This is a genomic window from Arthrobacter sp. AL12 (assembly GCF_029960645.1).
In the GTDB taxonomy this organism is placed as follows: Bacteria; Actinomycetota; Actinomycetes; order Actinomycetales; family Micrococcaceae; genus Arthrobacter.
In genome coordinates, this window is record NZ_JASBQY010000023.1 from 1 (window position 1) to 24553 (window position 24553).

Annotated in this window: 19 protein-coding genes; 4 read left to right on the forward strand and 15 right to left on the reverse strand. The window is 67.2% G+C overall.

The genetic code is table 11. From position 1 onward, the window contains the following. Nucleotides 1-306: 306 nt before the first annotated feature. Genes QK291_RS17715 through QK291_RS17725 form a run of 3 tightly spaced genes read right to left on the reverse strand, consistent with a single transcriptional unit; the run spans nt 307 to nt 7887 of the window. Entirely contained in the window at nt 307-4011 is a 3705-nt protein-coding gene (locus tag QK291_RS17715; protein ID WP_282384098.1) for a 1,4-alpha-glucan branching enzyme, read from the reverse strand. A 1-nt stretch (nt 4012) separates the two neighbouring features. After that, entirely contained in the window at nt 4013-5809 is a 1797-nt protein-coding gene (treS, locus tag QK291_RS17720; protein WP_282384099.1) for a maltose alpha-D-glucosyltransferase, read from the reverse strand. Further along, nucleotides 5806-7887 carry an alpha-1,4-glucan--maltose-1-phosphate maltosyltransferase gene (locus tag QK291_RS17725; RefSeq protein WP_282384100.1) on the reverse strand — a complete coding sequence of 694 codons (2082 nt, stop codon included), beginning with the start codon at nt 7885-7887 and terminating at the stop codon, nt 5806-5808. Before QK291_RS17725 ends, treS begins: the two co-directional genes overlap by 4 nt. Nucleotides 7888-8029: 142 nt before the next feature. On the opposite strand from QK291_RS17725, the gene glgP reads away from it, so the two are divergent. Beyond that, complete coding sequence (glgP, locus tag QK291_RS17730) at nt 8030-10648, forward strand: alpha-glucan family phosphorylase (protein WP_282384101.1); 2619 nt, start codon at nt 8030-8032, stop codon at nt 10646-10648. A gap of 105 nt (nt 10649-10753) precedes the next feature. Here glgP and QK291_RS17735 read toward each other — a convergent pair whose 3' ends face one another. Genes QK291_RS17735 through glgX form a run of 3 tightly spaced genes read right to left on the reverse strand, consistent with a single transcriptional unit; the run spans nt 10754 to nt 13728 of the window. Continuing rightward, nucleotides 10754-11110 (reverse strand): barstar family protein, encoded by a 357-nt coding sequence (locus tag QK291_RS17735; RefSeq protein ID WP_282384102.1) that lies wholly within the window; start codon nt 11108-11110, stop codon nt 10754-10756. 7 nt (nt 11111-11117) lie between these two features. Next, nucleotides 11118-11579, reverse strand: coding sequence for a ribonuclease domain-containing protein (locus tag QK291_RS17740; RefSeq protein ID WP_282384103.1), 462 nt, complete (start codon nt 11577-11579; stop codon nt 11118-11120). 34 nt (nt 11580-11613) lie between these two features. After that, nucleotides 11614-13728 (reverse strand): glycogen debranching protein GlgX, encoded by a 2115-nt coding sequence (gene glgX, locus QK291_RS17745; RefSeq protein WP_282384105.1) that lies wholly within the window; start codon nt 13726-13728, stop codon nt 11614-11616. 116 nt (nt 13729-13844) lie between these two features. Here glgX and QK291_RS17750 point away from each other — a divergent pair, with 116 nt between their 5' ends. Beyond that, on the forward strand, nt 13845-14648 hold the full coding sequence (locus QK291_RS17750; protein WP_282384107.1) for a carbon-nitrogen hydrolase family protein: 804 nt from the start codon (nt 13845-13847) through the stop codon (nt 14646-14648). Between the two features lie 76 nt (nt 14649-14724). On the opposite strand, the gene rlmB is transcribed toward QK291_RS17750, so the two are convergent. The 6 genes from rlmB to QK291_RS17780 form a co-directional block, all read right to left on the reverse strand. Next, nucleotides 14725-15711 carry a 23S rRNA (guanosine(2251)-2'-O)-methyltransferase RlmB gene (gene rlmB, locus QK291_RS17755; RefSeq protein ID WP_282384108.1) on the reverse strand — a complete coding sequence of 329 codons (987 nt, stop codon included), beginning with the start codon at nt 15709-15711 and terminating at the stop codon, nt 14725-14727. Nucleotides 15712-15834: 123 nt separating this feature from the next. Further along, a complete protein-coding gene (gene cysS / locus QK291_RS17760; protein WP_282384109.1) occupies nt 15835-17301 on the reverse strand; it encodes a cysteine--tRNA ligase in 1467 nt (488 codons plus the stop codon). 55 nt (nt 17302-17356) lie between these two features. Then, nucleotides 17357-17686 (reverse strand): hypothetical protein, encoded by a 330-nt coding sequence (locus tag QK291_RS17765; RefSeq protein WP_282384110.1) that lies wholly within the window; start codon nt 17684-17686, stop codon nt 17357-17359. Between the two features lie 42 nt (nt 17687-17728). Next, nucleotides 17729-18295 carry a 2-C-methyl-D-erythritol 2,4-cyclodiphosphate synthase gene (ispF, locus tag QK291_RS17770; protein WP_282384112.1) on the reverse strand — a complete coding sequence of 189 codons (567 nt, stop codon included), beginning with the start codon at nt 18293-18295 and terminating at the stop codon, nt 17729-17731. Between the two features lie 2 nt (nt 18296-18297). Then, complete coding sequence (locus QK291_RS17775; protein ID WP_282384114.1) at nt 18298-19131, reverse strand: 2-C-methyl-D-erythritol 4-phosphate cytidylyltransferase; 834 nt, start codon at nt 19129-19131, stop codon at nt 18298-18300. Nucleotides 19132-19300: 169 nt separating this feature from the next. Continuing rightward, nucleotides 19301-19783: a CarD family transcriptional regulator gene (locus QK291_RS17780; RefSeq protein ID WP_024367191.1), complete on the reverse strand. Its 483-nt coding sequence runs from the start codon at nt 19781-19783 to the stop codon at nt 19301-19303. Between the two features lie 300 nt (nt 19784-20083). Here QK291_RS17780 and QK291_RS17785 point away from each other — a divergent pair, with 300 nt between their 5' ends. After that, the gene (locus tag QK291_RS17785; RefSeq protein ID WP_282384116.1) at nt 20084-20635 is read left to right on the forward strand and encodes a hypothetical protein; all 552 of its coding nucleotides are present in this window, start codon (nt 20084-20086) and stop codon (nt 20633-20635) included. Between the two features lie 83 nt (nt 20636-20718). On the opposite strand, the gene QK291_RS17790 is transcribed toward QK291_RS17785, so the two are convergent. Both QK291_RS17790 and QK291_RS17795 read right to left on the reverse strand, forming a co-directional pair. After that, nucleotides 20719-21399 (reverse strand): response regulator transcription factor, encoded by a 681-nt coding sequence (locus QK291_RS17790; RefSeq protein WP_282384117.1) that lies wholly within the window; start codon nt 21397-21399, stop codon nt 20719-20721. Further along, on the reverse strand, nt 21396-22652 hold the full coding sequence (locus QK291_RS17795) for an ATP-binding protein (protein ID WP_282384143.1): 1257 nt from the start codon (nt 22650-22652) through the stop codon (nt 21396-21398). The genes QK291_RS17790 and QK291_RS17795 overlap by 4 nt, the downstream gene beginning before the upstream one ends. 207 nt (nt 22653-22859) lie before the next feature. Here QK291_RS17795 and phoU point away from each other — a divergent pair, with 207 nt between their 5' ends. Continuing rightward, nucleotides 22860-23522: a phosphate signaling complex protein PhoU gene (gene phoU, locus QK291_RS17800; RefSeq protein ID WP_282384119.1), complete on the forward strand. Its 663-nt coding sequence runs from the start codon at nt 22860-22862 to the stop codon at nt 23520-23522. Nucleotides 23523-23627: 105 nt separating this feature from the next. Here the strand turns inward: phoU and QK291_RS17805 are convergent, their stop codons facing one another. Next, nucleotides 23628-24374 carry a phosphoglyceromutase gene (locus tag QK291_RS17805; RefSeq protein WP_282384121.1) on the reverse strand — a complete coding sequence of 249 codons (747 nt, stop codon included), beginning with the start codon at nt 24372-24374 and terminating at the stop codon, nt 23628-23630. Nucleotides 24375-24553: the final 179 nt, after the last annotated feature.

The window sequence follows — 24553 nt, forward strand, 5'->3', positions numbered from 1 at the left end:
CAACAGACACACCCGGCACCACCACAACCTCAGCCGTGGATCGCTCCGGAGCAACTAAACTAACTTACCGGGCCGCTTCACCCTTGTCAAATCGGCGACCCCGGCTCCATCTTGCCGTGAGGCATCTGGATCGTGGTGGCCGTTCAACTCCGGGGAGCAGCGCGGAAATAAACTCTACCACCACTTAGCCCTGCTGACAAAGTGGCGGAAAGACGGCCTGCGGCAGGGCATCGAAAAGCCCGGAATCGCGGGGATTCCGGGCTCTTCGACGATGCCGGGCCGGCCGTCAGGGACGGCAGTCCGGGGTCAGCCCACCGGCTGGAAGTACGCGGCACCCAGCGGGGGCAGCGTGACGATGAGGGTGGCCGGCTGACCGTCGATGGCCAGGTCCGGGGCCGTGAGGGTTCCCTCGTTCAGGACACCGGAGCCGCCGTACGCGTCGGCGTCGGTGTTCAGCACTTCCTGCCACTGCCCCGCCGAGGGGACCCCCAGGTGGAAGTCCGCGTGCGGGGCCCCCGAGAAGTTGAAGGCACACACCAGCGCGTTGCCCGCGGCATCCCGGCGGATGAAGGTCAGGACGTTGCGGCTGGAGTCCCCGCCGTTGATCCACTGGAAGCCGGCGGGATCGTTGTCCCGCTCGTAGAGCGCCGGGGTGGCGCTGTAGAGCTCATTGAGATCCTTGGTCAGGAGCTGTATCCCGCGGTGCGCCGGATTTTCTGCCAGCCACCAGTCCAGGCCGTGCTGCTCGGACCATTCGGTTTCCTGGCCGAATTCGGTGCCCATGAAGATGAGCTGCTTGCCCGGGTGGGCCCACTGGTAGCCCAGGAAGGCCCGGAGGTTCGCCAGCTGCTGCCAGCGGTCCCCCGGCATCTTCCGGAGCATCGAACCCTTCCCGTGCACAACCTCGTCATGGCTGATCGGAAGCAGGAAGTTCTCCGTGTACGCGTAGACCATGGAGAAGGTGATGGTCCCGTGGTGCCACCGGCGGTTGAACGGATCCTCGGCCATGTACTTGAGCGAGTCGTGCATCCAGCCCATGTTCCACTTGATCCCGAAGCCCAGGCCGCCCTGGCTTGTGGGCGCGGTGACGCCCGGGAAGGCGGTGGATTCCTCGGCGATCATGACCGCACCGGGGTGCGTCTTGTAGACCGTGGCGTTGACTTCCTGCAGGAAGGAGATGGCCTCGAGGTTTTCCCGTCCGCCGAAGCGGTTCGGCTGCCACTGCCCCTCCTCGCGGGAGTAGTCGAGGTAGAGCATCGAGGCCACGGCATCCACGCGCAGGCCGTCGATGTGGAACTCGTCGAACCAGTAGAGCGCGTTCGCGACCAGGAAGTTGCGCACTTCGCTGCGGCCGAAGTCAAAGATCAGCGTTCCCCAGTCCGGGTGCTCGCCCAGGTTGGGGTCGGAGTGTTCGTACAGCGCTTCGCCGTCGAACCGTGCCAGGGCCCACTCGTCCTTGGGGAAGTGCGCCGGCACCCAGTCCAGGAGCACACCGATGCCGGCCTGGTGGAGTTCATCCACGAGGTACCGGAACTCATCCGGGTGGCCGAAGCGCGACGTCGGGGCGAAGTAGGACGTGACCTGGTAGCCCCAGGACCCGCCGAACGGGTGCTCCGCCACCGGCATGAGCTCCACATGCGAGAAACCGAGCCACTTAACGTATTCGACCAGTTCCTTGGCCAGTTCCCGGTAGCTGAGCCCGACCCGCCAGGAGCCAAGGTGCACTTCGTAAACGCTCATCGGCGAGTTGTGCGGATCCCGGGCGGCGCGGGCTTCCATCCATTCCGCGTCCTTGAACGCGTAGGAAGGCTCCACAACACGCGATGCCGTCAGCGGCGGAACCTCCGTGCCGAAGGCCATCGGGTCCGCCTTCTCCACCCAGTAACCGTCTTTGGTCCGGATCTCGAATTTGTAGCACGCCCCTGCTATAACGCCGGGGATAAAAAGTTCCCAGACCCCGGAGGATCCGAGGGACCGCATCGAATGCTGACGGCCGTCCCAGCCGTTGAAATCGCCTTTGACGCGCACTGCCTGGGCATTAGGCGCCCATACGGCAAAGGACACGCCGTCGACGTCGCCCAGGGCGGACTTGTAGTGCTGCACATGCGCGCCGAGCACATCCCAGAGCCGCTCGTGGCGGCCTTCGCCGATCAGGTGCAGGTCGAGTTCACCAATGGTGGGGAGGTACCGGTACGGGTCGTCCGCCGCCTCCGGCGCCTTGCCCTCATAGCTGACTTCCAGCCGGTAGTCGGGCACGTGGCCCGTCTCCAGCGGCTCCAGCACGGCAACCCACACCCCGCCGGACTCGTGCTTCATCGGGAAGGTGCCGGTCGCGGTCACAACGGAAACGGTTTCGGCGAGGTGCTTGACCGTGCGGATGGTGACGTGTCCGTGGTCATCGAGGTGCGCGCCCAGGACGGAGTGCGGCGCGTGGTGTTCGCCGGCGGCGACCCTCGCCAGGGTGTCCGCGTCCACCGGCAGTGGACTTCCGGGACGATCGATACGTGCTGAGCCTGTCATTTTGATACCTTCCGCTGCGGCTTCGGCAGGAACGCCGGAGCCTGTACTGCCGAGGAGACGGCGTGATGCGTGGACCGGAATGGAGAGCCAGTCGGGCCTGTTGCGTAGTTCGTAGATGACTTCGTAAAGGGCTTTGTCGAGCCAAAGCGCGACGAAGAGCGGCGAATCGCGGTCGATGCTGCCGGGGATGACTTCGGCGTACCCGGCCAGGAAAGCCTCGGCGCAGTCGTCCACCCAGTTCTCCGGAACGTCCGCCTCCGGACGCTCGCGGACGGCCGCACCGGCGGCGTAGTCAAAGGACCGGAGCATTCCGACGACGTCGCGCAGTGGGACGTCCGGGAAATTGCGCTCCGAGATCGGCCGGAGGGGTTCCCCCTCGAAGTCCAGGATGGCCCAGCGCGGCGCCTTACCGGCGCCGCCCGGAACCTGCAGGATCTGGCCCAGGTGGAGGTCGCCGTGGATCCGCTGCAGGGGCCCGGCACCGCTGCCCTCGAGGCGTTCCAGGAGCCGGTCCAGCGCCTCTCCGTAAGGGCCGACGGCGGTCCCTGCCTGCGCCCAGGACTGCCGCACCCGCTGGGCTACGCCGGGCGCAATGTCGCCTCCCGGGACGGATTCGGACGCGACACCCAAGGCATGCGCCAGGCGGCGGTGCACCGTGGCAGTCGCGGCGCCCAGGGCGTGCGCCTCGGAGGTGAAAGTCCGGCCCTCGCTCGCTGCGTCGACGGCGAGCCGCCAGGCATCCTGTCCGCCGGCGAGGAACTCGTGCGCCACGGCCAGTTCGCCGCGTGCGGGGCTGGCGTCCGGGGCCCCGGCGCGTGCCTCGGCCCACTCTCCGGTCACCCAGCCGAGGGTGGCCGGCACTTCAACGGTGCGCTCTGCGGTCAGGGCGGCGCCGATTTCCACCTCCGGGTTCTGTCCCTCGGAGAGGACACGGAAGAACTTCAGGATCGCGGCCGACTCGCCGTCGTCGACGATCACGGAGCTGTTGGACTGCTCCCCGGTGAGGACCTTGACCACGCCGGTCGCGCGGGGCAGGACGTAGCCGGATTCCACGAGATGGCCGGCGGCGTCCCCGTCCGGGGTGGTGCCGCCGTGGCGCATGAGTTCCAGCCACGCCGCGATGAACTCGGCGTCGTGGAGGCCGTCGTAAACCCAAAGGGCGCCGGGGGCGCCGGCGGCAGCGCCGGCGGGGACGGGTTCGGACAGCTGTCCGATCAGCGCCGAGTCCGCCCCCGGCAGGGGCGCACGGCGGATGCTGAGCGGGACCTGCACGACGTTGGTGCGCGAGCCGTCCGGCGTCGGGTAGCTCACGGCGAGCAGCAGCACTTCAAGTTCGGTCCCGCCTGAAGCGCCGCCGGGACCGCCGGCAAGGCGCAGTCCCCCGGCGGGTTCGAAGCTGAACGCAGGGCTCTTGACGGGGAACCAGCGCTGGAGCGGAAGCCAGCCGCCGAGCAGTCCGCTCAGGGCCGGGGTAAGGGTGGGTCGGGTCATGTCAGCCTTCGATTGAAAGGATCGGCATGGCCTGGGTGTAGGGCGATGACGGGTTGGAGGCAGCGGAACGGATCCGCAGCCAGAAGAAGTCGTGGCTGCCCAGGGTCAGCGTCAGGGTTCCGTCGTCGGAGATCCCCGGGAACGCCTGGCCGCCGAACACGTCCCGGAGGCCGCGTCCTGCGAACCTCGGCACGCGCAGCGTGGTGGCCACAGGATGCTGGGACAGGTTGAAGGCGCACAGGATGGTTTCGCTGTCCTCACCGGCCGCGTTGCCTTCCGGCAGTTCGCGGAGGTAGGCCAGGACGACGTCGTGGTCAGCCTCGACGTGCTCAAAGCCGCCCAGCCCGAAGGCGGGGTGGTTCTTCCGGACGCTGAGGATCTGGCGTGTCCAGCGCAGCAGCGAACCCGAGTGGGCCGCCTCGGCCTCGACGTTGGCCATGCTGTAGTTGTAGACCAGCGACTGGATCACCGGAAGGTACAGCTTGCCGGGGTCCGCGCTGGAGAATCCGGCGTTGCGGTCCGGGTTCCACTGCATCGGGGTGCGGACGGCGTCGCGGTCCTCGAGCCAGATGTTGTCCCCCATGCCGATCTCGTCCCCGTAGTACAGGAACGGGCTGCCGGGCAGGGACAGCAGCAGGGCGTTGATGAGCTCGATCTCCGAGCGGGAATTGTCCAGCAGCGGCGCAAGCCGGCGCCGGATGCCGATATTGGCGCGCATGCGCGGGTCCGGCGCATACCAGCCGAGCATGGCCGCGCGCTCGTCGGCGGTGACCATTTCCAGCGTCAGCTCGTCGTGGTTGCGCAGGAAGGTGCCCCACTGGGCGCCTTCGGGGATGGCCGGGGTGTCCTTCATCGTCTCGATGATGGGCGCGGCCTTCTGGTCCCGCAGCGCGTAGTAGAGCCGCGGCATGATCGGGAAGTGGAACGCCATGTGGCATTCCGGTTCCGCTTCGGTCCCGAAGTACTCCACCACTTCAGCCGGCGGCTGGTTGGCCTCGGCGATGATCACGCGGCCCGGGTAGCTTTCATCGACCATCTTGCGCAGCTTGCGCAGGAACTCGTGGGTCTGGGGCAGGTTCTCGCAGTTGGTGCCCTCCTCCTCGAAGAGGTACGGGATAGCGTCCGCGCGGAACCCGTCAATGCCCTGGTCCAGCCAGAACCGCACTACGTCGAAGAGGGCGTCGATGACCTTGGGGTTCTCGAAGTTGAGGTCCGGCTGGTGGCTGAAGAAGCGGTGCCAGAAGAACTGGCGCCGGATCGGGTCGAAGGTCCAGTTGGATTCCTCAGTGTCCACGAAGATGATGCGGGCGTCTTCGTACTTCTCGTCCGTGTCGCTCCAGACGTAGAAATCGCCGAACGGTCCGTCGGGATCCTTGCGGGATTCCTGGAACCAGGGGTGCTGGTCGGAGGTGTGGTTCAGCGGGAGGTCAATGATCACTCGGACGCCGCGGGCGTGGGCTTCGGCGACGAGGCGCTTGAAATCGCTGATGGTGCCGAACTCGTCGAGCACGGAGTTGTAGTCCGAGATGTCGTAGCCGCCGTCACGGAGCGGGGACTGGAAGAACGGCGGGAGCCACAGGCAATCGACGCCGAGCCACTGGAGGTAGTCCAGCTTCTCGATCAGCCCGTGGAAGTCGCCGGAGCCGTCGCCGTTTCCGTCGGCGAAGCCCCGGACCAGCACTTCGTAGAAGACCGCTTTGCGGTACCAGTGCGGGTCGTGCTGGAGGCCCGGCGCGTTCAACTCATAGGACCCCTTCGAGCTGTAGTGCTGGTTGGGATTTGACGGGCTGAAACTCACTGGTGGTGCCTCCGGATGCTAAGAATGTGCGCTGGTTCGACATGGGCGTCCAGCCGAACGTAGTTGTACTCCCCCCATTCCCAGCTCTCGCCGGTCAACAGATCATCCACCATGAACCGTCCATTGTGCGTCAGGTCTTCCGCGTCCAGCTCCAGCGCCGTCAGATCCAGGGTCACCGTGCTCTCGCGGATGCCGTGCGGATCCACGTTGACGATGATGATCAGGGTGTCCTTCGTGCCGTCGGGGAGGGTCTTGTGCTTGGAGTAGACAACGGTGGCGTTGTCCGTGCTCTCGTGCACAGTCAGGTTCTGCAGGTCCCCCAGGGCGGGATGGGCGCGGCGGATCGCGTTGAGCCGGGTCAGGTACGGTGCCAGCGTCCGGCCGGATTCGGCCGCCGCGTCCCAGTCACGGTCCTTGTACTCGAATTTCTCGTTGTCGATGTACTCCTCGGCGCCGGGACGGGCCACGTGCTCGTAGAGTTCGAACCCGGCGTAAACACCCCAGATGGGACTCGCGGTGGCAGCCAGCGCCGCCCGGATCTTGAACGCGGGCGGACCGCCGTACTGCAGGAACTCGGTCAGGATGTCCGGGGTGTTGACGAAGAAGTTCGGCCGGAAGTAGGCCGGGGACTCGTGGCTGACCTCCTGGAAGTATTCCTCCAGCTCCTCCTTGGTGTTCCGCCAGGTGAAGTACGTGTAGGACTGCTGGAAGCCGGCCCGGCCCAGCGCGTGCATCATGGCCGGGCGGGTAAAGGCCTCGGCGAGGAAGACGACGTCCGGGTGCTTCTTGTTGACCTTGGCGATCAGCCATTCCCAGAACCACACCGGCTTGGTGTGCGGGTTATCGACGCGGAAGATCTTGACGCCGTGGCTCACCCAGAGGAAGACAATGCGCAGGATCTCGTTGGACAGGCCCGCGGGATCGTTGTCGAAGTTGAGCGGAAAAATGTCCTGGTACTTCTTCGGCGGGTTCTCCGCGTAGGCAATGCTGCCGTCCACGCGGGTGGTGAACCACTCGGGGTGGCTTTCGACCCAGGGGTGGTCCGGTGCCGCCTGCAGGGCAAGGTCCAGGGCGACTTCCAGCCCCAGCTCCCCGGCCCGGGCCACGAAAGCATCGAAGTCCTCAAACGTGCCGAGGTCCGGGTGGATGGCGTCGTGGCCACCCTCCTTGGCCCCGATGGCCCAGGGGGAGCCGGGATCGTGCGGTCCGGCGAGCAGGGTGTTGTTCGGGCCCTTGCGGTGCTGGATGCCGATCGGGTGGATCGGCGGCATGTAGATGATGTCGAAGCCCATGGCCGCGACGGCGTCGAGGCGGCGGGCGGCGGTGCGGAACGTCCCGGAGGTCCACTCGCCGGTCTCGTGGTTGCGGACGGCGCCCTCGGACCGGGGGAAGAACTCGTACCAGGAGCCGCGTCCGGCGAGCTCGCGCTCCACCAGCAGGGGGTACTGCCCGGAGACGGTGATCTGCTCGCGGATCGGCTGGCGGTTGATGACATCGGCGACGTCGGCGCTGAATCCGGCGGCGAGGCGTTCCTCGGCGGACTTGCTGGAGTCGTTAAGCCCGACGACGGCCATCCGCAGGGTCCGCCGGTCGGCGGACGGGCGGGCGGAATCCTCGGACGCGACGGCGAGCAGCGAGGCGCCCTCGGCGAGCATCAGCTCGACGTCGATTCCGGCTTCCACCTTCACCTCGGCGTTGTGGTGCCACGTGCCGTAGCTGTCATGCCAGGCCTCGATCACAAAGGACCAGTTGCCGGTCCCGGACGGGGTCAGGAGCCCTTCCCAACGGTCGGTGCCCATACCGCGCGGGCCGCGGGGCGGGGCGAGCCGGACGCGCTGGCGTTCCTTCCCCCGGGGGTCGAGCAGGACGGCGCTGACGCCGAGCCGGTCGTGGCCCTCACGGAAGGAGGTGGCACCCACCACCAGGGTTTCCCCCACAACGGCCTTGGCCGGGAAATTGCCGCCTTCGACTGCAGGCTGCACGGCGGTGATTGGAAAACGGCCAAAGCGGAGGCCCTCCGTAATCAGGGCCTTCGGCTTTTGCTTGGACACGGCACTGGTTCGCGAGTTAGTTGTCACAGCCTCGACGTTATCGACAAAACGGCCGGATTGCTAAGGCTGCTCACTTTTTCCCGGCGTTTTCTGGGAGGCGGACCGTCATTTATGCAAAAGAAACTCAAACCGGTTCCGAGCCCCCAACTTGTCGGTTAGTGTTTCGCAGGTGAAGGCAATCCGCAGATTTACCGTCCGAACCGTTCTTCCCGAGTCGATCCGGCCGCTGGCCCGGCTGGCCACCAACCTCCGGTGGTCCTGGCACCGGCCCACGCGGGAGCTTTTCGAGGGCCTGAACCCCAAGGTGTGGGCCGAGAGCGACCACGATCCGGTGACCTTCCTCGGTCTGGTCAGCCGGGAGGAGCTGCAGCGCCTCGCCGCGGACCTGGACGTGGTGCGCCGGGTCCACTCGGCCGCCGAGGACCTCGACCGGTACCTGGAACAGCCCCGGTGGTACCAGAGCCTTGGCGACGGCGCACCGGCGTGCATCGCCTACTTCTCCCCCGAGTTCGGCATCACCGAAGTGCTGCCGCAGTACTCCGGCGGCCTCGGCATCCTCGCCGGCGACCATCTGAAGGCCGCCTCGGACCTGGGCGTGCCGCTGATCGGCGTCGGACTGCTGTACCAGGCGGGCTATTTCAAGCAGTCCCTGTCCCGTGACGCGTGGCAGCAGGAAACCTACCCGGTCCTCGATCCGGACGGTCTGCCGCTGACCCTGCTGCGCGAGGCCTCCGCGGACGGCAACGGCAGGCCCATCCAGATCTCCCTGCCGCTCCCCAACGGCCGCCGGCTGCTGGCGCACGTCTGGCGCGCCGACGTCGGGCGTGTCCCGCTGCTGCTCCTGGATTCCAACGTTCCCGGCAACGACGACGCCGCCCGCGGCATCACCGACCGCCTGTACGGCGGCGGCGGCGACCACCGGCTCCAGCAGGAACTCCTGCTGGGCATGGGCGGGGTCAAGGCCCTGCGCGCCTTCCAGAAGCTCACCGGCAGCCCCGCACCGGAGGTGTTCCACACCAACGAGGGCCATGCCGGCTTCCTGGGCGTGGAGCGGATCCAGGAAATGATGTCCGCCGCGGAACCGCTGAGCTGGGACGAGGCGCTGGCTGCCGGCCGCGCCTCCACCGTGTTCACCACCCACACCCCGGTCCCGGCCGGCATTGACCGCTTCGAGGTCTCGCAGATCCAGCACTTCTTCGACGCCGGGCTGGCGCCGGACGTGCCGGTGGCAAAGATCCTGGACCTCGGCCGCGAGGATTACACGGACGGCAACCCGTTCGTGTTCAACATGGCCGTGATGGGCCTTCGCCTGGCCCAGCGTGCCAACGGCGTCGCCAAGCTGCACGGCGTCGTGTCCCGCGGCATGTTTTCCGCACTGTGGCCCGGATTCGACCACTCCGAGGTGCCCATCACGTCGGTCACCAACGGGGTGCACGTGCCCACCTGGGTGGACCCGCGGGTGTCCCAGCTGGCGCGTGACCAGTTCGGCGCCGAGGCGGAGGCCCAGGGCCGCTGGGACCTCGCCTACAACGTCAGTGACGAGGACGTTTGGGCCCTCCGCCGCGAGATGCGCGTGTCGCTCGTGGAAGACGTCCGGCGCCGCCTGCGGGCTGCCTGGAAGAAGCGCGGGGCGGCCGACGCCGAGCTCGCGTGGACGGATTCGGTGCTGGACCCGGACATCCTGACCATCGGCTTCGCCCGGCGTGTGCCGACCTACAAGCGGCTCACGCTGATGCTGCGCGAGCCGGAGCGGCTCAAGGCCCTGCTGCTGCACAAGACCCACCCGATCCAGCTGGTCATAGCGGGCAAGTCCCACCCGGCCGATGACGCGGGCAAGAAGATGATCCAGGACCTCGTCCGGTTCACCGACGACCCGGCGGTGCGGCACCGGATCGCGTTCCTGCCCAACTACGACATCGCCATGGCCCGGACCCTGTTCCCGGGGTGCGACGTGTGGCTGAACAATCCGCTGCGTCCGCTCGAGGCGTGCGGCACCTCCGGCATGAAGGCGGCCCTGAACGGCTCGCTCAACCTCTCAGTCCTGGACGGCTGGTGGGACGAGATGTACGACGGCGAGAACGGCTGGGCGATTCCGACCGCCAACAACGACGCGGCCCCCGAGGAACGCGACGACATCGAGGCGGCGGCCCTGTACGAGCTGCTCGAGACCCAGGTGGCCCCCCGCTTCTACGGACTCACGGTGTCCGACGGCGCCGGCGCCGCTGGGCCTTCGCAGTCAGGAGCGCAGACGGTCCCCACGCACTGGGTCTCGATGATCAAGCACACCATGTCCCATCTGGGCCCGGCAGTCTCCGCGGACCGGATGCTCAAGGACTACGTCAACGTCCTGTACCGGCCGGCCGCCGTCGCGGGCCGCCGGGCCGGTGCGGAGAATTTTGCCGAGGCCAAGGCCCTCGCGGCCTGGATTTCCCGGGTCCGGGCTGCCTGGCCGCAGATCCAGGTAGAACATGTGGACTCGGTGGGCGTCTCGGAGGACCCGCAGATCGGCGACATTCTTCAGGTCAACGCCTATGTGGCCCTGCACGACCTCACCCCGGATGATGTGTCCGTCGAGGTCGCCTACGGCAAGGCGGAGGACGGCGACGAGCTGGCCGACGTCACGGTGGCGGAGCTGAAGGCGGTGGAAGACCTCGGCAAGGGCCGGCACCTTTTCAGCGGAACCTTGGTGATCGACCGGTCCGGTTCCTTCGGCTACACGGTCCGGGTACTCCCGAAGCACGAGGCGCTTGCGTCCAAGGCGGAACTGGGCCTGATCGTCAACGCCTGAAGCCGTCGTTCCGCAAACCGGCCATCCTTCGCGTGCTCGCTCGTTCCTGGCTTAGACGCACGCTTACGGATAACCGGTTCGCGGAACGGCCGTGCGCGGCCGCCATCAGAGGCAGACGGCGATGACGGCCAGGTTCCTGCCGGAGTAGCGTTCGGCGTCCTGGAGGATTTCGCAGATGACACCGAACGAACGGTCCGAGCGGAAGGCGGCCGGGACCTCCCAGATGAAGGTGATCGGGGACTGGCCCTCGTCGGCGGCGGCATCGGCGAAGTCGTGCAGGGAGTCATTGAGCGCATCCAGGTTCACGCCGTAGTCCTCCGGGAAGCCCAGGGTCTTCGCGAACGTCTCGAGGACCATCCGTTTGGTATCGGCGGCGGGAATCAGCACGGCGCGCCGTCCGGCGTCCGCCACCAGGGCCTGCAGTTCCTCGATGGTCCAGGTGTCTGCGGAGTAAATCTTCATGGGTTCCTTACTTGCCTTCGATAATGAATCTGAACGAGTTGTAATGGTCCGCCGTGTAATACTTCTCGCCGGCCTGCCCGGCCACGATCCGGCGGGCACCGCGGTCGGATTCACCCGGGGTCCGGACCGTGTATTCCCGGTAATAGCCGGAGGATTTCCGCGGAAGAATGCGCTCGAAGTTGCCGAACGTGACGTCGTCCCTGCTGTAGGGATACGGCCCTCCCCTGGTGATGAGCCCAAGTGTCTGTCGCGCTTCGGCGGGAAGCTCCGAGGCCTTCACCTCCGGCAGCCCGGACGGGTTCGCGGGGGCAGGCGGCGCCGTTGGAGCTGCGCGCTCTGCAGGGACGACGCTCCTGGTGCCGGCGCCGGACGGCGCCGTTCCGCTCCCCGGGACCCCTGCCAGCACGAACGCCAGCACCGCCAGTCCGAGCAGCAGGGCAAGCAGGGCCGTCAGCCGCTGGACCTTCATGCGCAGTTTTCCTTTTGCCTGGGTGGGGGCCGGGCTACGTGCGGTAGATGTTGATGGAATTGGCCTGCACAACGTCCCGCTCACCGGAAGCGACCCGGACGCCCTGGCGCCGGTCGTGGAGCCCGGAGGTGGTCAGGCGCAGCTCGAAGAGCCGGTTGCCGGTCCCTTCCTCATTGGTGAGCAGCGGCAGCGTGACCTTGATGTCCTCGGCGCCGCCGTTGACCACCACGAGTCCGTCCACGTGGCCGTCGTCGGACCCGAGCAGCAGCTGAACCACCCGGTGCCCCGGATCCTGCCAGCGTTCCCCGGCCATCGGCTCGCCGCGCTCGTCGAACCAGTGGAAGTACGACTGTTTCTCGCGGGCCGGGTAGTCATGCGGCTGCCCGGCCAGGAATTCCTTGCGCAGCCGGATCACCCGCTTGGTGGTGCGCAGCATCGAGTGGGATTCGGGCGTGCTGGTCCAGTCGATCCAGGCGATGGCGTTGTCCTGGCAGTAGGCGTTGTTGTTGCCCTGCTGGGTGCGGCCGATCTCGTCGCCGGCGGTGATCATTGGCACGCCCTGGGAAATCATCAGCGACGCCATCAGGTTGCGGCTGGATTGCTCACGCCGGGCGAGGATGTCCTCATCCTCCGTAGGGCCTTCGAAGCCGTGGTTGTAGCTGCGGTTGTCCCCGTGGCCGTCGCGGTTCTGTTCACCGTTGGCCTCGTTGTGTTTGCGGTCGTAGGACACGAGGTCGGCCAGGGTGAAGCCGTCATGGGCGGTGACCAAGTTGACCGAAGCGAGCCGGGAACGGCCGGAGGGTTCAAACAGGCTCGCGGAGCCCGAGAGTGCGTCCGCGAGCCGCGCCACCGAGCCGCCCTGACCGCCGGCGTCGATCGCGGCGCGGTCAGCGAGCCAGAAGCTGCGGACGGCGTCGCGGAAGTGGTCGTTCCAGTCCACCCAGCCGGGCGGGAAACGGCCGGTCTGCCAGCCGCCGTAGCCGATGTCCCAGGGTTCGGCGATGAGCTTGGTGGCGGACAGCATGGGGTCGGCCCCGATCGCCACCAGGAACGGGTGGCGGGGATCGAACTCGTTGGCGGCGTTGCGGGCCAGCGTCACGGCAAGGTCGAAGCGGAAGCCGTCGATGTGGAACTCGGTCACCCAGTAACGCAGCGAATCCAGCACCAGCTGCACCACGCGGGGCTCGCCGAAGTTCAGGGAGTTGCCGCAGCCGGTGCTGTCCACATAACTGCCGTGGCCGTCGTTGCGGTAGTAGGTCATCTCCCCGAGGCCGCGGAAGCTGAGGGTCCGGCCGTCCCTGCCGCCCTCGGCCGTGTGGTTGTAGACGACGTCGAGGATAACCTCAAGGCCGGCGGCGTGCAGCAGTTTGACCATGCCTTTGAACTCGTCCTGGACGGCCTTCGGGCCCGCTGCCTGCGCGGCCTCGGTGGCATAGCCGGGGTGCGGGGCGAAGAATGCGGCCGTGTTGTAGCCCCAGTAGTTCGGCATCCCGAGATTCTGCAGGTGCGGTTCGTCCACGTGGAAGTGCACCGGGAGGAGCTGAACGGCGGTGATCCCCAGCGAGATCAGGTGCTCGATCATGGCCGGGTGCGCCAGCCCGGCGTAGGTGCCCTGGAGGTCCTTGGGGATGTCGGGGTGCAGCTTGGTCTGGCCGCGGACGTGTGCCTCGTAGATGATGGTGTTGCGCCACGGAGTCCTGGGGCCGCGGTCGTTGCCCCAGTCGAAGTCGCCGTCCATCCGGACGCTCGTGATGAAGTCCTCGCGCTCGTCCACGGCCCGGCCATAGGGGTCCAGCAGCAGCGGCTGCTCGCCGCTGCTGTCGAAGTCCGTAGCGGGCATGGACAACGGGAGCGCCTCGTGATCGGGGGTCGCCCGGAATCCGTAGCGCGAACCGGCCGGGATGCCTTCGACGATCCCGTGGTGCACGCCGTCGGTCACGTTCGGCAGTGTCCTGAGCTGCCAGGTGCCGCCGGGCGCCTGGTAGGCGATTTCCAGGGTGGCCACGCCGGGCGCGTAGACCGCCACGTTCGCGAAGGCACTCCGAGGGTCGTCAAATACCGGCGAACCGGTGTTCGGAACGCTGATTCCCAGCGGAAACGCCCGGGAGGCGTCTACGGTGGAAGCTGTGTCTACGTAGGTCATAACCATTGCTTAAAGTTTAGCGGGGCGGAACAAATAGACCCGGTTTCTGATTTCCTGACGAACTGCAGTTTACGGAAAAGCGACGTTGCAGACTTGAACAAGCGCCGAAAATGGAGGTAATAGTGCGGATTGCACTCGCTCAAATCATCACCGGACGCGATCTTGCCGGAAATCTGGCCCTCGTGGCGGACTACGCGGCCCGCGCCAAAGCCGGCGGGGCGGAGCTCGTGGTATTCCCCGAGGCCACCATGCGCGCCTTCGGGAATTCGCTGCTGGACATCGCCGAGCCCTTGGACGGCCCATGGGCATCGCGGCTGCGCAGCATCGCGGCGGAACACCGGATTGTGATCGTCGCCGGGATGTTCACCCCGGGAACACCGGACGACGGCGGCAAGGTGCGCAACACCCTGCTGGTCACCGGCCGCGGCATCGAGGCCAGCTACGACAAGATCCACCTCTTTGATGCCTTTGGCTTCGCGGAATCGGACACGGTCGACGCCGGCACTGTGCCCGTCACCTTCGAGTTCGACGGCGTGACGTTCGGCCTGGCGACCTGCTACGACATCAGGTTCCCTGATCTCTTTACCGAGAACGCGGATCGCGGGGCCGAGGTGAACATTGTCTGCGCTTCCTGGGGATCCGGCCCGGGCAAGGCCGAACAATGGAAGCTCCTGGCCCGCGCCCGCGCCCTGGATTCCACCACTGTGGTCCTCGCCTGCGGCCAGGGCGACCCGGCCAGCCAGGGAATCGAGCCCAAAGGTGCGGCGCCCACCGGCGTCGGGCACTCCGTCGTCGTGTCCCCGCTGGGTGAGGTCCTCGAAGAGCTCGACGGCGCCCCCGGCCTGCTGTTCACAGACCTGGACCCCGCCGCCGTCAAGGAAGCCCGGGCCAAACTCCCGGTCCTCGCCAACCGCCACAAGTTCTAACACCGCTGGGTCACTTCGCGCCCATTTTGGGGCCTCGGAGGGGCGCGAGGTGACCCCGCGTTGCTGTGCTGTTGGACTACTTGACGGCGCGCTGGCGGGAGATCTCGTAGAGGGAGATGCCCACGGCCATGGAGGCGTTCAGCGACTCCATCGCGGAGTCGATCGGGATGGAGACGATCTGGTCGCAGTTTTCGCGGACCAGCCGGCTGAGGCCCTTGCCCTCGGATCCCACAACAATGCAGACCGGCTCGGTGGCCAAGGCGAGGTCGGGCAGCGACACGTCGCCGTCGCCGTCGAGCCCCAGAACATAGATGCCCATGTTCTTAAAAGCCTTCAGCGTGTTGTTCAGGTTGGCCGCACGTGCCACGGGGACGCGGACCGCTGCTCCCGCGCTGGTCTTCCAGGCGGAGGCGGTGACGCCGACGGAGCGGCGTTCCGGGACGATGACGCCGTGGCCACTGAAGGCCGAGACCGAGCGGATGATCGCCCCGAGGTTGCGCGGATCGGTGATGCCGTCCAGCGCGACGAAGAGCGGCGCGTTGGCGACGTGGCCCTTCTTCCAGCTCGCGAGGATTTCCTCGGCGAGCTCGTAGGCGTCCTGGTATTCGTACGGCGGGATCTGCAGCACGAGGCCCTGGTGGATGGCGTCGTCGGTCATCCGGTCCAGCTCGGGCTTGCCGGTCTCGAGCAGCGGGATGCCGCGCTCGGCCGCCAGCTTCAGGGACTCCTTGACGCGGTCATCCATCTCGATGCGGATAGCGACGTGCAGGGCCTTGGCCGGGATGCCGGCGCGAAGTGCCTCCACGACGGAGTTGCGTCCGGTGACGACTTCCTCGGTGGCGCGGCCCTTGGGGCCGGAACGCGCACCGGGGTTGCGGGGGGCGCCCGGGCGCTTGGCCGCGGAGCGTTCCGCGAGCTGCTTGTTCTTGTGGGCCTTGTGGTACGGGCGGTCCTCCGCCTTGGGCGTCGGCCCCTTGCCCTCAAGTGCCTTGCGGCCGTGACCGCCGGTTCCGACGGAGGGGCCCTTCTTCAGTTTGACCGACCGGCGACCGTTGTTGGCCATGAGTTCCACCCTTTTAAATACGCGATTCGTTGATAAGTCTGAACTCCAGTCTACTGACTCGAGTTAAATCCTCGACCGCAGGGCATGGCCGGTCCCCGGTGCAGCGCCGGGAACCGGACCGGATCAGCCGCGCTTGAGGCTCCAGTTTGCGCCGTCCGGGCCGTCCTCGACGACGACGCCGGCGGCGGCGAGGGTGTCGCGGATGGCGTCCGAAGCGGCCCAGTCCTTGCTGGCGCGGGCCCGGGCGCGGGCCGCGAGCTGCGCTTCGACGAGGACGCCGAGGGCGGTGGTGCTCTGTTCGTCCACGGCGGGCCCCGCGGTATCGCTGAGACCAAGGACACGCAGCATGTCGGTGACGCTGAGCAGTGCCTGCCGGGCGGCGTCGAGTTCCCCGGCGGTGAGTGCGGTGTTGCCTGCGCGGACGGTGTCGTGGAGCACCGCCAGGGCCTGCGGGACGTTGAGGTCATCGTCCATGGCGGCCGCGAAGGCGTCGGGGACGGTTCCGTAGCTGAAGAAGCCGACAGCGCCGTCCTGCGTCGGGGTGCTCCGAAGCGCGCGGCTGACGAACCCGTCGATGCGTTCGACGGCGGCGGCGGCCTCCTGCAGCGAGGACGGCTGGTAGTCCAGCACCGAGCGGTACTGGGCCTGGCCGAGGTAGTAGCGGACCACGCGCGGCGGGGCCAGCTCCAGCATCTCGGCGGGGCTGACGGTGTTGCCGATGGACTTGGACATTTTCTCGCCGGCGTAGGTGACCATGCCGTTGTGCATCCAGAAGTTGGCGAACCCGTGGCCGGCAGCCTGCGACTGGGCCATCTCGTTCTCGTGGTGCGGAAACCTGAGGTCCAGCCCGCCGCCGTGGATGTCGAACTCGGCGCCGAGGTACTTGGTGACCATCGCGGAGCATTCGAGGTGCCAGCCCGGACGGCCGGCGCCCCACGGCGAGGCCCAGCTCGCCGTCGTCGGCTCCCCGTCCTTGTGGCCCTTCCAGAGCGCGAAGTCGCGCGGATCCCTCTTCCTGCTGCTGAACTGGGCTTCCACGTCCGGGGCGCCCTGCATGTCCTCGACCTTCTGCCGGGTCAGCGAGCCGTACTTGTCCCAGGAGCGCACGTCGAAGTAGACGTCGCCCGAGCCGTCCGGGGCCGGGTAGGCGTGGCCGCGGTCGATCAGCTGCTGGATCAGGGCGTGCATTTCGGGGATGTGTCCGGTGGCGCGCGGTTCGTAGGTGGGGCGGGAGACGCCCAGGGTGTCGTAGGCCTTGAGGAATTCCTGCTCGTAGCGGTAGGCCAGCGCCCACCATTCCTCATTCCGGACGGCGCCGGGCTCGTCCTCGAAGTCGGGGCCGAAGGAGGCGGCGGACTTCGCGAGGATCTTGTCGTCGATGTCGGTGACGTTGCGGACCACGGTGACCCGGAAGTTCCGGTACTCCAGCCAGCGGGTCAGCTGGTCGAAGGCGATAGCGGAGCGGATGTGCCCGACGTGCGGCATGCCCTGCACCGTGGCACCGCAATAGTAGAGGCTCACTTTGCCCGGAACCAGGGGGACGAAGTCGCGGACTTCGGCGGATGCAGTGTCATAGAAGCGCAGGGTCACCGCTCCAGATTAGCCGATGGCGATCCGGCCCCTGCGCGGGCCCCCCGCCCCCGGCCTACTTGCAGTACCCGCCGATCCTGTTGTTCTGTTCGGTGAGCTGTTTGGTCTGCTCACCGCTCCTGGCCCCGAGTGCGGTGCCGGCCACCTGCTTCATGATGTCCGCCATCTTCTGGATCGGGTCGGCCACCTCGGGCGCCACCTTGTCGGCGACCTCCTGGTAATGCTTCGAGATCTGCTCCGCCTGCTGCTGCTGGTTGCCGGTGGGGACGAAGGTGTCCTGGTTGAGGAACGCGCAGCTTTCCGGGACGCTCAGCTTCGGCGTCGCGGTGCACCCGGTCAGCAGGAGTCCGGCCAGCAGGACGACGGCGGGCAGCAGCTTTTTCACAGGGGGTCTCCTGGTGTTGCGGGAAGGGGTGTTCCGTCAAGCCTAGGCGACAGACTCCGGAGACGCCGAGCCGGTGCGGTAGACGAGGGCTGTCGCCGTGGCCGCAATGCCCTCGCCGCGGCCGGTGAAGCCCAGGCCGTCGCTCGTGGTGGCAGAGACACTCACCGGGGCGCCCGCGGCCTCGCTGAGGACCCGCTGGGACTCCTCCCGGCGGGGGCCGAACTTGGGCTTGTTGGCCACGAACTGCACGGCGATGTTCCCGATTTCGAAGCCCGCGGCGCGGACGATCCGCGCAGCCTCGGCCAGCAGGGTCACGCCGGATGCCCCGGCATACTCCGGGCGGTCGGTGCCGAAGTGCGCGCCGAGGTCCCCGGTGCCGGAGGCGGAGAACAGGGCGTCGGCGGCTGCATGCGCGACGGGGTCGCCGTCGGAGTGGCCGGACAGTCCGCGCTCCCCGTCCCAGAACAGGCCGCCGAGCCAGAGCGGCTGGGGCGCGTCCTCGGCGGCGTAGGCGTGGACGTCGATGCCGATTCCGGTCCTAGGGATCACCGGCAGCGGGAACACCGGCAGCGGGATCACCGGCAGCGGGGCGTTCTGGTTCCCGGACATGCTCAGCCTTCCACCCAGCGGGCGCCCAGCGGGCCTTCGAGCAGGCCCTCGGCGATGATCAGGTCCAGCGGCGTGGTGATCTTCAGCGACTGGCTGGCGCCGCGCACCGCGTGGACCGGGACGCCGAGGAGTTCCACCAGCATGGCGTCGTCGGTTACCGCGGCCGCGTGTGCGGCGTCGAGGGAGGCCGCCGTGGCGTGGGCGCGCCGGAGGGTGGCGAGCTCGAAGCCCTGCGGGGTCTGCACGGCCCGGAGGGTCTCCCGGGCCGTGGTGCCGGTGACGAGCTCCGGGGCGATGGCGGCGCCGTCGCCCGTGGTCGCCTTCACCGTCTTGACCGTGTCCACGACGGGCATGACCGGGATGACGGCCACGGCGCCGGCCGCCAGGGCGTGCGACACCCGGTGGAAGACAGCCTCCGGAGTCAGTGCGCGGGCGGCGTCGTGGACCAGGACGGCCTCGGTGGCCGGGAGGAGTCCGGCCAGCGCGGCGCGGACCGACGCGGCACGGGTGGCGCCGCCGTCGACAATTGTCACGACCGGGAGTTGCATGCCCGCCCCCGCGGCGGAGGTGCGCCGGCGCTCCGCCGTGAGCTCTTTGGTGAAGGCCTCACAAAGGGCGTGGAGTTCCGTATCGCCGGGAGGGATGGCGACGCAGATCTGCTGCGCGATCCCGGCCGCGGCGACACCCCTGAGGGCGTGCGTGAGGATGCTGTCCCCGCCCAGCGGAACCTTGGCTTTTGGCATGCCGTAGCCCAGGCGCTGGCCGGAGCCGGCAGCCACGACGATGACCGCGGTGACGGGGCCGGCCGCTGATGTGTTGGTCGGTGCTGAGTCCATGGGCACAAGACTACGTCCCGGCGCCCCGCGCATCCCACTGAGCTATCAGTCCCGGTGCTTCCGGGGCGTTGTGAACGACCGGAACTGACAGGTCAACGGCCACAAGGGCAAAAAGAAACCCCGGCAGCCGTTACGCTACCGGGGTTCGATTCTTGTCTGTTCGACTTGCTTAGGAAGCCAGGACCTCGTCGAGAACGCTTGCGGCCTTCTCTTCATCAGTCTTTTCAGCCAGCGCCAGTTCTGAAATCAGAATCTGGCGTGCCTTGGCCAGCATGCGCTTCTCTCCTGCGGAGAGACCCCGGTCGTGATCGCGGCGCCACAGGTCGCGGACGACCTCTGCCACCTTGATGACGTCACCGGAAGCAAGCTTCTCCAGGTTTGCCTTGTATCGACGTGACCAGTTGGTGGGTTCTTCAGTGAACTCGGCCCGCAGCACTTCAAACACGTGCTCCAGACCTTCTTTGCCCACTACATCCCGGACCCCAACAAGGTCAACGTTTTCTGCTGGAACTTCAATGGTCAGATCACCCTGAGCCACCTTGAGCTTGAGATACATCTTCTCTTCGCCCTTGACAGTGCGCATCTTGATTTCTTCAATTTTGGCTGCACCGTGGTGAGGGTAAACTACTGTCTCGCCGACCTCAAAAACCATGTGGACATTCCCCTTTCCCGCAGACCAGTTTATCACGTTTAAGGCATACGATTGCCACGGATCGCACCCAAGAACCGCGTAAATCCGGGGAAAATGACCCTAAACGGCACCGTCAGACCCCTTGACGAACGCGGATATTAGTGCATAGCCCCGCCGGTGCCAAGGGTGACCGCCCTCGCCCGCCGGGACCCGGCCGGCCACGGAGCGACGGGATTGTGTACGGCCCGAATCATCGTTTGACGGGGATTGCCGATAGGCTATGGCTGAATAATGTTCCAAGACTCTCAAGGAGTGCGAGACGTGGGTTTCACTGCGACGAACCGGGGCCAGCGCGGCAAGCTGGTAATGGCAACGGCTGCTCTGGGCATCGGCCTGCTGTCCGTGACAGGCTGCGGCTACACCAACCCCCAGTCGACCGCCGCGCAGTACGCGGCCTCGGACGGAACACAGGCCAATGTTGGCGCGCTTCAGCTGCGCAACATGATGATCATCTCTGCCGGTGAGGACAAGCCCGGCCGTGTGATCGGCGCCGTGTACAACTCGTCCTCCGAGGACGTGACACTGACCATCGCCGGTGCCGGCGGGTCCCAGACCGAGGTCCCGGTCAAGCGGAACGCCTACACGCTGCTCAATGACTCCACCGACGAGGCCATCCTGAGCACCACGGGCGGCATCCCGGGTTCCCTCGTCGAGGTCAGCATCAGCGAGGACGGCACCAACCAGAAGTCCACGTTCACCGTGCCGGTGCTGGACGGAACGATCGCCGACTACAAGCAGTACCTGCCGGCCGGCAGCGAGCCCACCGGCTCGGCCACGCCGACCCCGTCGCCGACGGGCAGCGCGAACCACTAGCTCCCGTACAGAAAAGGAGGGGCGCCCGGTCACCGGGCGCCCCTTCCTTTCTGTTGGTTCTGTGCGTTCCGCCCGCTCAGGGCTCAGGGCTCGAACTTGTAGCCCAGGCCGCGGACCGTGATGAGGTGCCGGGGCGCCGAGGGATCCGGTTCGATCTTGCTGCGGAGCCGTTTGACGTGGACATCGAGGGTCTTGGTGTCCCCCACATAGTCCGAACCCCAGACCCGGTCGATCAGCTGCCCGCGGGTCAGGACCCGGCCGGAGTTCCGCAGCAGCATTTCCAGCAGTTCAAATTCCTTCAGCGGCAGGGAAACCTGTTCGCTGCTGACCGTGACGACATGCCGTTCGATGTCCATCCGGACCGGTCCCGCCTGCACGGTGCTGGGAACCAGCTCCTCGGGCTCGCCCTGGCGGCGCAGCACGGCCCGGACCCGGGCCACCAGCTCCCGCGACGAGTAGGGCTTGGTGACATAGTCGTCGGCGCCCAGTTCCAGCCCGACGACCTTGTCGATCTCCGCGTCCTTGGCCGTCAGCATGATGACCGGGACGGACGAGCGCTGCCGCAGCTGCCGGCAGACCTCGGTGCCCGACTGGCCCGGCAGCTGCAGGTCCAGCAGCACCAGGTCGGCGCCGTTGCGGTCGAACTCGGTGATGGCGTCCAGCCCGTTGTCCACCACCTCCACCTCGAATCCTTCCTTGCCCAGTAGATAGGACAGCGGGTCGCTGAACGACTCCTCGTCCTCGACAATCAGAATCCTGCTCAAGCGGTAGCTCCTTGCTCATGGGCGCCGGCGGCGTCCCGTCGGGTTGGTCTGTGGTGCTGGGTCGGGCCGGTGGCCGCCGCCTGGGCGGCTGCCCGTTCCGCGGGCTCCACCGCGTCGGCAACGCCGGCGAGGTCCTGGCCCTCCAGCTCCGGAAGCCGGATGGTAAACGTGGAGCCCTGCCCGGGCTTGGACCAGAGCGTGACCTCGCCGCCATGGTTGGCGACCACGTGCTTGACGATGCTCAGGCCCAGGCCGGTGCCGCCGGTATGGCGTGACCGGGCGGCGTCCACGCGGTAGAAGCGCTCGAAGACGCGTTCCTGGTCCTCGGGGCTGAGCCCCTCGCCCTGGTCCGTGACGGAGACGGCCACGAGGCCGTCCTTGGCCCGGATGCCGATGCCGACCCGGGTGTTTTCCGGGGAGTAGCGGATGGCGTTGTCGATCAGGTTCCGCAGCGCCGTCACGAGCTGGTCCTGGTCGCCGTAGACCATGGAGTCCGTTTGGCCGCCCACGACGAGGTCGATGTTTTTGCTTTCCGCCGGCAGCTGGGACCGGTCCACCGCTTCGGTGACGACGGTGTCGATTTTCACGGCCCGGCCCTGCTTTGCGACGTTGGAGCCCTGCAGCCGGGAGAGTTCGATGATGTCCTGCACCAGGGCCGCCAGGCGCGCGGATTCCTTGTGGGTGCGTCGGGCGAACCGGCGCACGGCCTCCGGGTCGTCGGCGGAGGACTCAAGCGCCTCGGCCAGCAGCGAGATGGCACCGACCGGCGTCTTCAGTTCGTGGGAGACGTTGGCGACGAAGTCGTTGCGGACTTCCTCGGTGCGGGTGACTTCGGTCCGGTCGTCGGCCAGCAGGAGGATGTATTCCTCCGCGATCACGGCCGCCCGCACCTGGACCACGATGGTTCCCTGGCCCAGCGGGCCCCGCGGCAGTTCGAGGAGCCGTTCGAGGATGACGCCGTCGCGCCGCACCTTCGCGGTCATCTCCAGCAGCTGCTCATGGACCAGGGTGTGGCCGCGCACCAGTCCGTAGGCGTACGCGGCGGGGCTGGCGCGGACGACGCCGTCGATCGCGTCCACCACCACAAACGCCCGGCCGACGGCGGCCAGCACCTCAGCGGCGCCCTCGGGAAGTGCGGGGTCCTCGAACTCCACGTCCACGAGCTTGCGCTGCTGCTCACTGACCCGGAAGGCGAGCACGCCGAAGACGCCAAGCGACAGGCCGATCAGGCCGGCGATCACGCCGATAAGCATTGGGTCCACGGCTCCAGCTTATGCTCTGCCCCGCGTCGGAAACTGTAATCTCCCGCTATTCCCACTCCGGTTCAGCTAACGTTCATCTATTGGGGCGTAACAGTTCATCGGACGCTGGAACACTGGACAGTTGAAGCGCCGACAGGTGAACCGAAATGGGCCCGCCGCTGTGGTGGCCGGCAATATTTCCAAGGAAAGGACGCACACGTGCGCAAGGTTTTTCAGGAAGAGCTCGCCCAAGTAGGGGAACAGCTCGTCGAGATCTCAAAGCTGGTCAGCGAAGCCATTGGGAAAGCCACGACTGCCTTCGACGGCGCCGACATCGATCTGGCCGAGGACGTCATCGCGGCCGATGCACGGATCGACTTCCTGCAGAACAGCCTGGACGAGCGCGCCATCGACATCCTCGCCCTGCAGGGCCCTGTGGCCAGCGACCTGAGGATGATCGTGGGGTCCCTCCGGATGAGCGCCTCCCTGGAGCGGATGGGCGACCTCGCCCGCCACCTCGCCCAGCTGGCCCGTCTCCGCTACCCGGCCACTGTAGTGCCCGCGCAGCTGCGTGAGACCTTTAAGAGCTTCGCCGAGTATGACCTGCTGATCGCCCGGAAGCTCACGGTACTGCTGGAAACCCGGGACCTCGAGGTGGCCCGGGACATCCTGAAGGCCAACAGCGCCGTGAACGACCTGCACCTGAGCGTCTTCCAGGCGATCGCCCGCAGCGACTGGCACGAGTCCCCCGCAACGACGGTCGACGTCGCCCTTGCCAGCCGCTACTTCGAGCGCTTCGCCGACCACGGCGTCTCCGTGGCCCAGAAGGTCACGTACCTGGTTACCGGCGCCTGGCAGCCGAACGGCATCGAGCACAGCTAGCCCTCCCCAGTTCGGGACGGCAGCGCAGCAGAAACAACGACGCCGGCCGGTCACCTTGCGAGGTGACCGGCCGGCGTCGTGCGTTTCCGTGATTGCGTCGGAGCGCTACTTCTTGCCCTGGTTGGCGACTGCCTGGATCGCCTCGGCCGCGGCCTCGGGGTCGAGGTAGGTTCCGCCCGGGTTCAGCGGCTTGAAGTTCTCATCCAGTTCATAGACCAGCGGGATGCCGGTGGGGATGTTCAGTCCGGCGATCGCTTCGTCGCTGATGCCGTCCAGGTGCTTGACCAGGGCGCGCAGCGAGTTGCCGTGGGCCGTGACCAGTACTGTCTTGCCGGCCTTGAGGTCTTCCTTGATGTCGGATTCCCAGTAGGGCAGCAGGCGGACCAGGACGTCCTTGAGGCATTCGGTGCGGGGCAGGGCGTCGCCGAGGTCCGCGTAGCGCGGATCGTGTGCCTGGGAGAACTCGGAGTCGTCGTCCAGCGGCGGCGGCGGGGTGTCGTAGGACCGGCGCCAGGTCATGAACTGCTCCTCGCCGTATTCGGCGAGGGTCTGGGCCTTGTCCTTGCCCTGCAGGGCGCCGTAGTGGCGCTCGTTGAGCCGCCAGTCCCGCTTGACCGGGATCCAGCCGCGGTCGGCCTTGTCGAGGGTCATGTTGGCGGTGTTGATGGCCCGCTTCAGCAGCGAGGTGTACAGGACGTCCGGGAGGATGTTGTGCTCCACGAGAAGCTCGCCGCCGCGGACCGCCTCGGCCCGACCCTGGTCGTTGAGGTCAACGTCCACCCAGCCGGTGAACAGGTTCTTGGCGTTCCATTCGCTGTGGCCGTGGCGCAGCAAAATCAGCTTATAAGTCATGGTTTTCATCCTAGCTGAGCAGCCCCGGGCAGCGCCGCGGGTTACAAAGCCCGCGCCACACTGCAACGCGGGGTCACTCCGCGCCCGTCCCGGGGGGCCGCATGGGCCGGAGGTGACCCCGCGTTAGAGGGAACTGGTTGGAGGATAGGGTGGGCTGGTGGTGCAGAAGGCTGAGCGGG

What these genes read in the sequence shown, in the direction of transcription:
- QK291_RS17735 (WP_282384102.1), bottom strand. Translation starts at nt 11,110, where the DNA reads ATGAAGATTTACTCCGCAGACACCTGGACCATCGAGGAACTGCAGGCC.
- QK291_RS17715 (WP_282384098.1), bottom strand. Translation starts at nt 4,011, where the DNA reads ATGACCCGACCCACCCTTACCCCGGCCCTGAGCGGACTGCTCGGCGGC.
- QK291_RS17775 (WP_282384114.1), bottom strand. Translation starts at nt 19,131, where the DNA reads ATGGACTCAGCACCGACCAACACATCAGCGGCCGGCCCCGTCACCGCG.
- QK291_RS17795 (WP_282384143.1), bottom strand. Translation starts at nt 22,652, where the DNA reads ATGCTTATCGGCGTGATCGCCGGCCTGATCGGCCTGTCGCTTGGCGTC.
- QK291_RS17740 (WP_282384103.1), bottom strand. Translation starts at nt 11,579, where the DNA reads ATGAAGGTCCAGCGGCTGACGGCCCTGCTTGCCCTGCTGCTCGGACTG.
- glgX (WP_282384105.1), bottom strand. Translation starts at nt 13,728, where the DNA reads ATGGTTATGACCTACGTAGACACAGCTTCCACCGTAGACGCCTCCCGG.
- rlmB (WP_282384108.1), bottom strand. Translation starts at nt 15,711, where the DNA reads ATGGCCAACAACGGTCGCCGGTCGGTCAAACTGAAGAAGGGCCCCTCC.
- QK291_RS17805 (WP_282384121.1), bottom strand. Translation starts at nt 24,374, where the DNA reads ATGACTTATAAGCTGATTTTGCTGCGCCACGGCCACAGCGAATGGAAC.
- ispF (WP_282384112.1), bottom strand. Translation starts at nt 18,295, where the DNA reads ATGTCCGGGAACCAGAACGCCCCGCTGCCGGTGATCCCGCTGCCGGTG.
- QK291_RS17780 (WP_024367191.1), bottom strand. Translation starts at nt 19,783, where the DNA reads ATGGTTTTTGAGGTCGGCGAGACAGTAGTTTACCCTCACCACGGTGCA.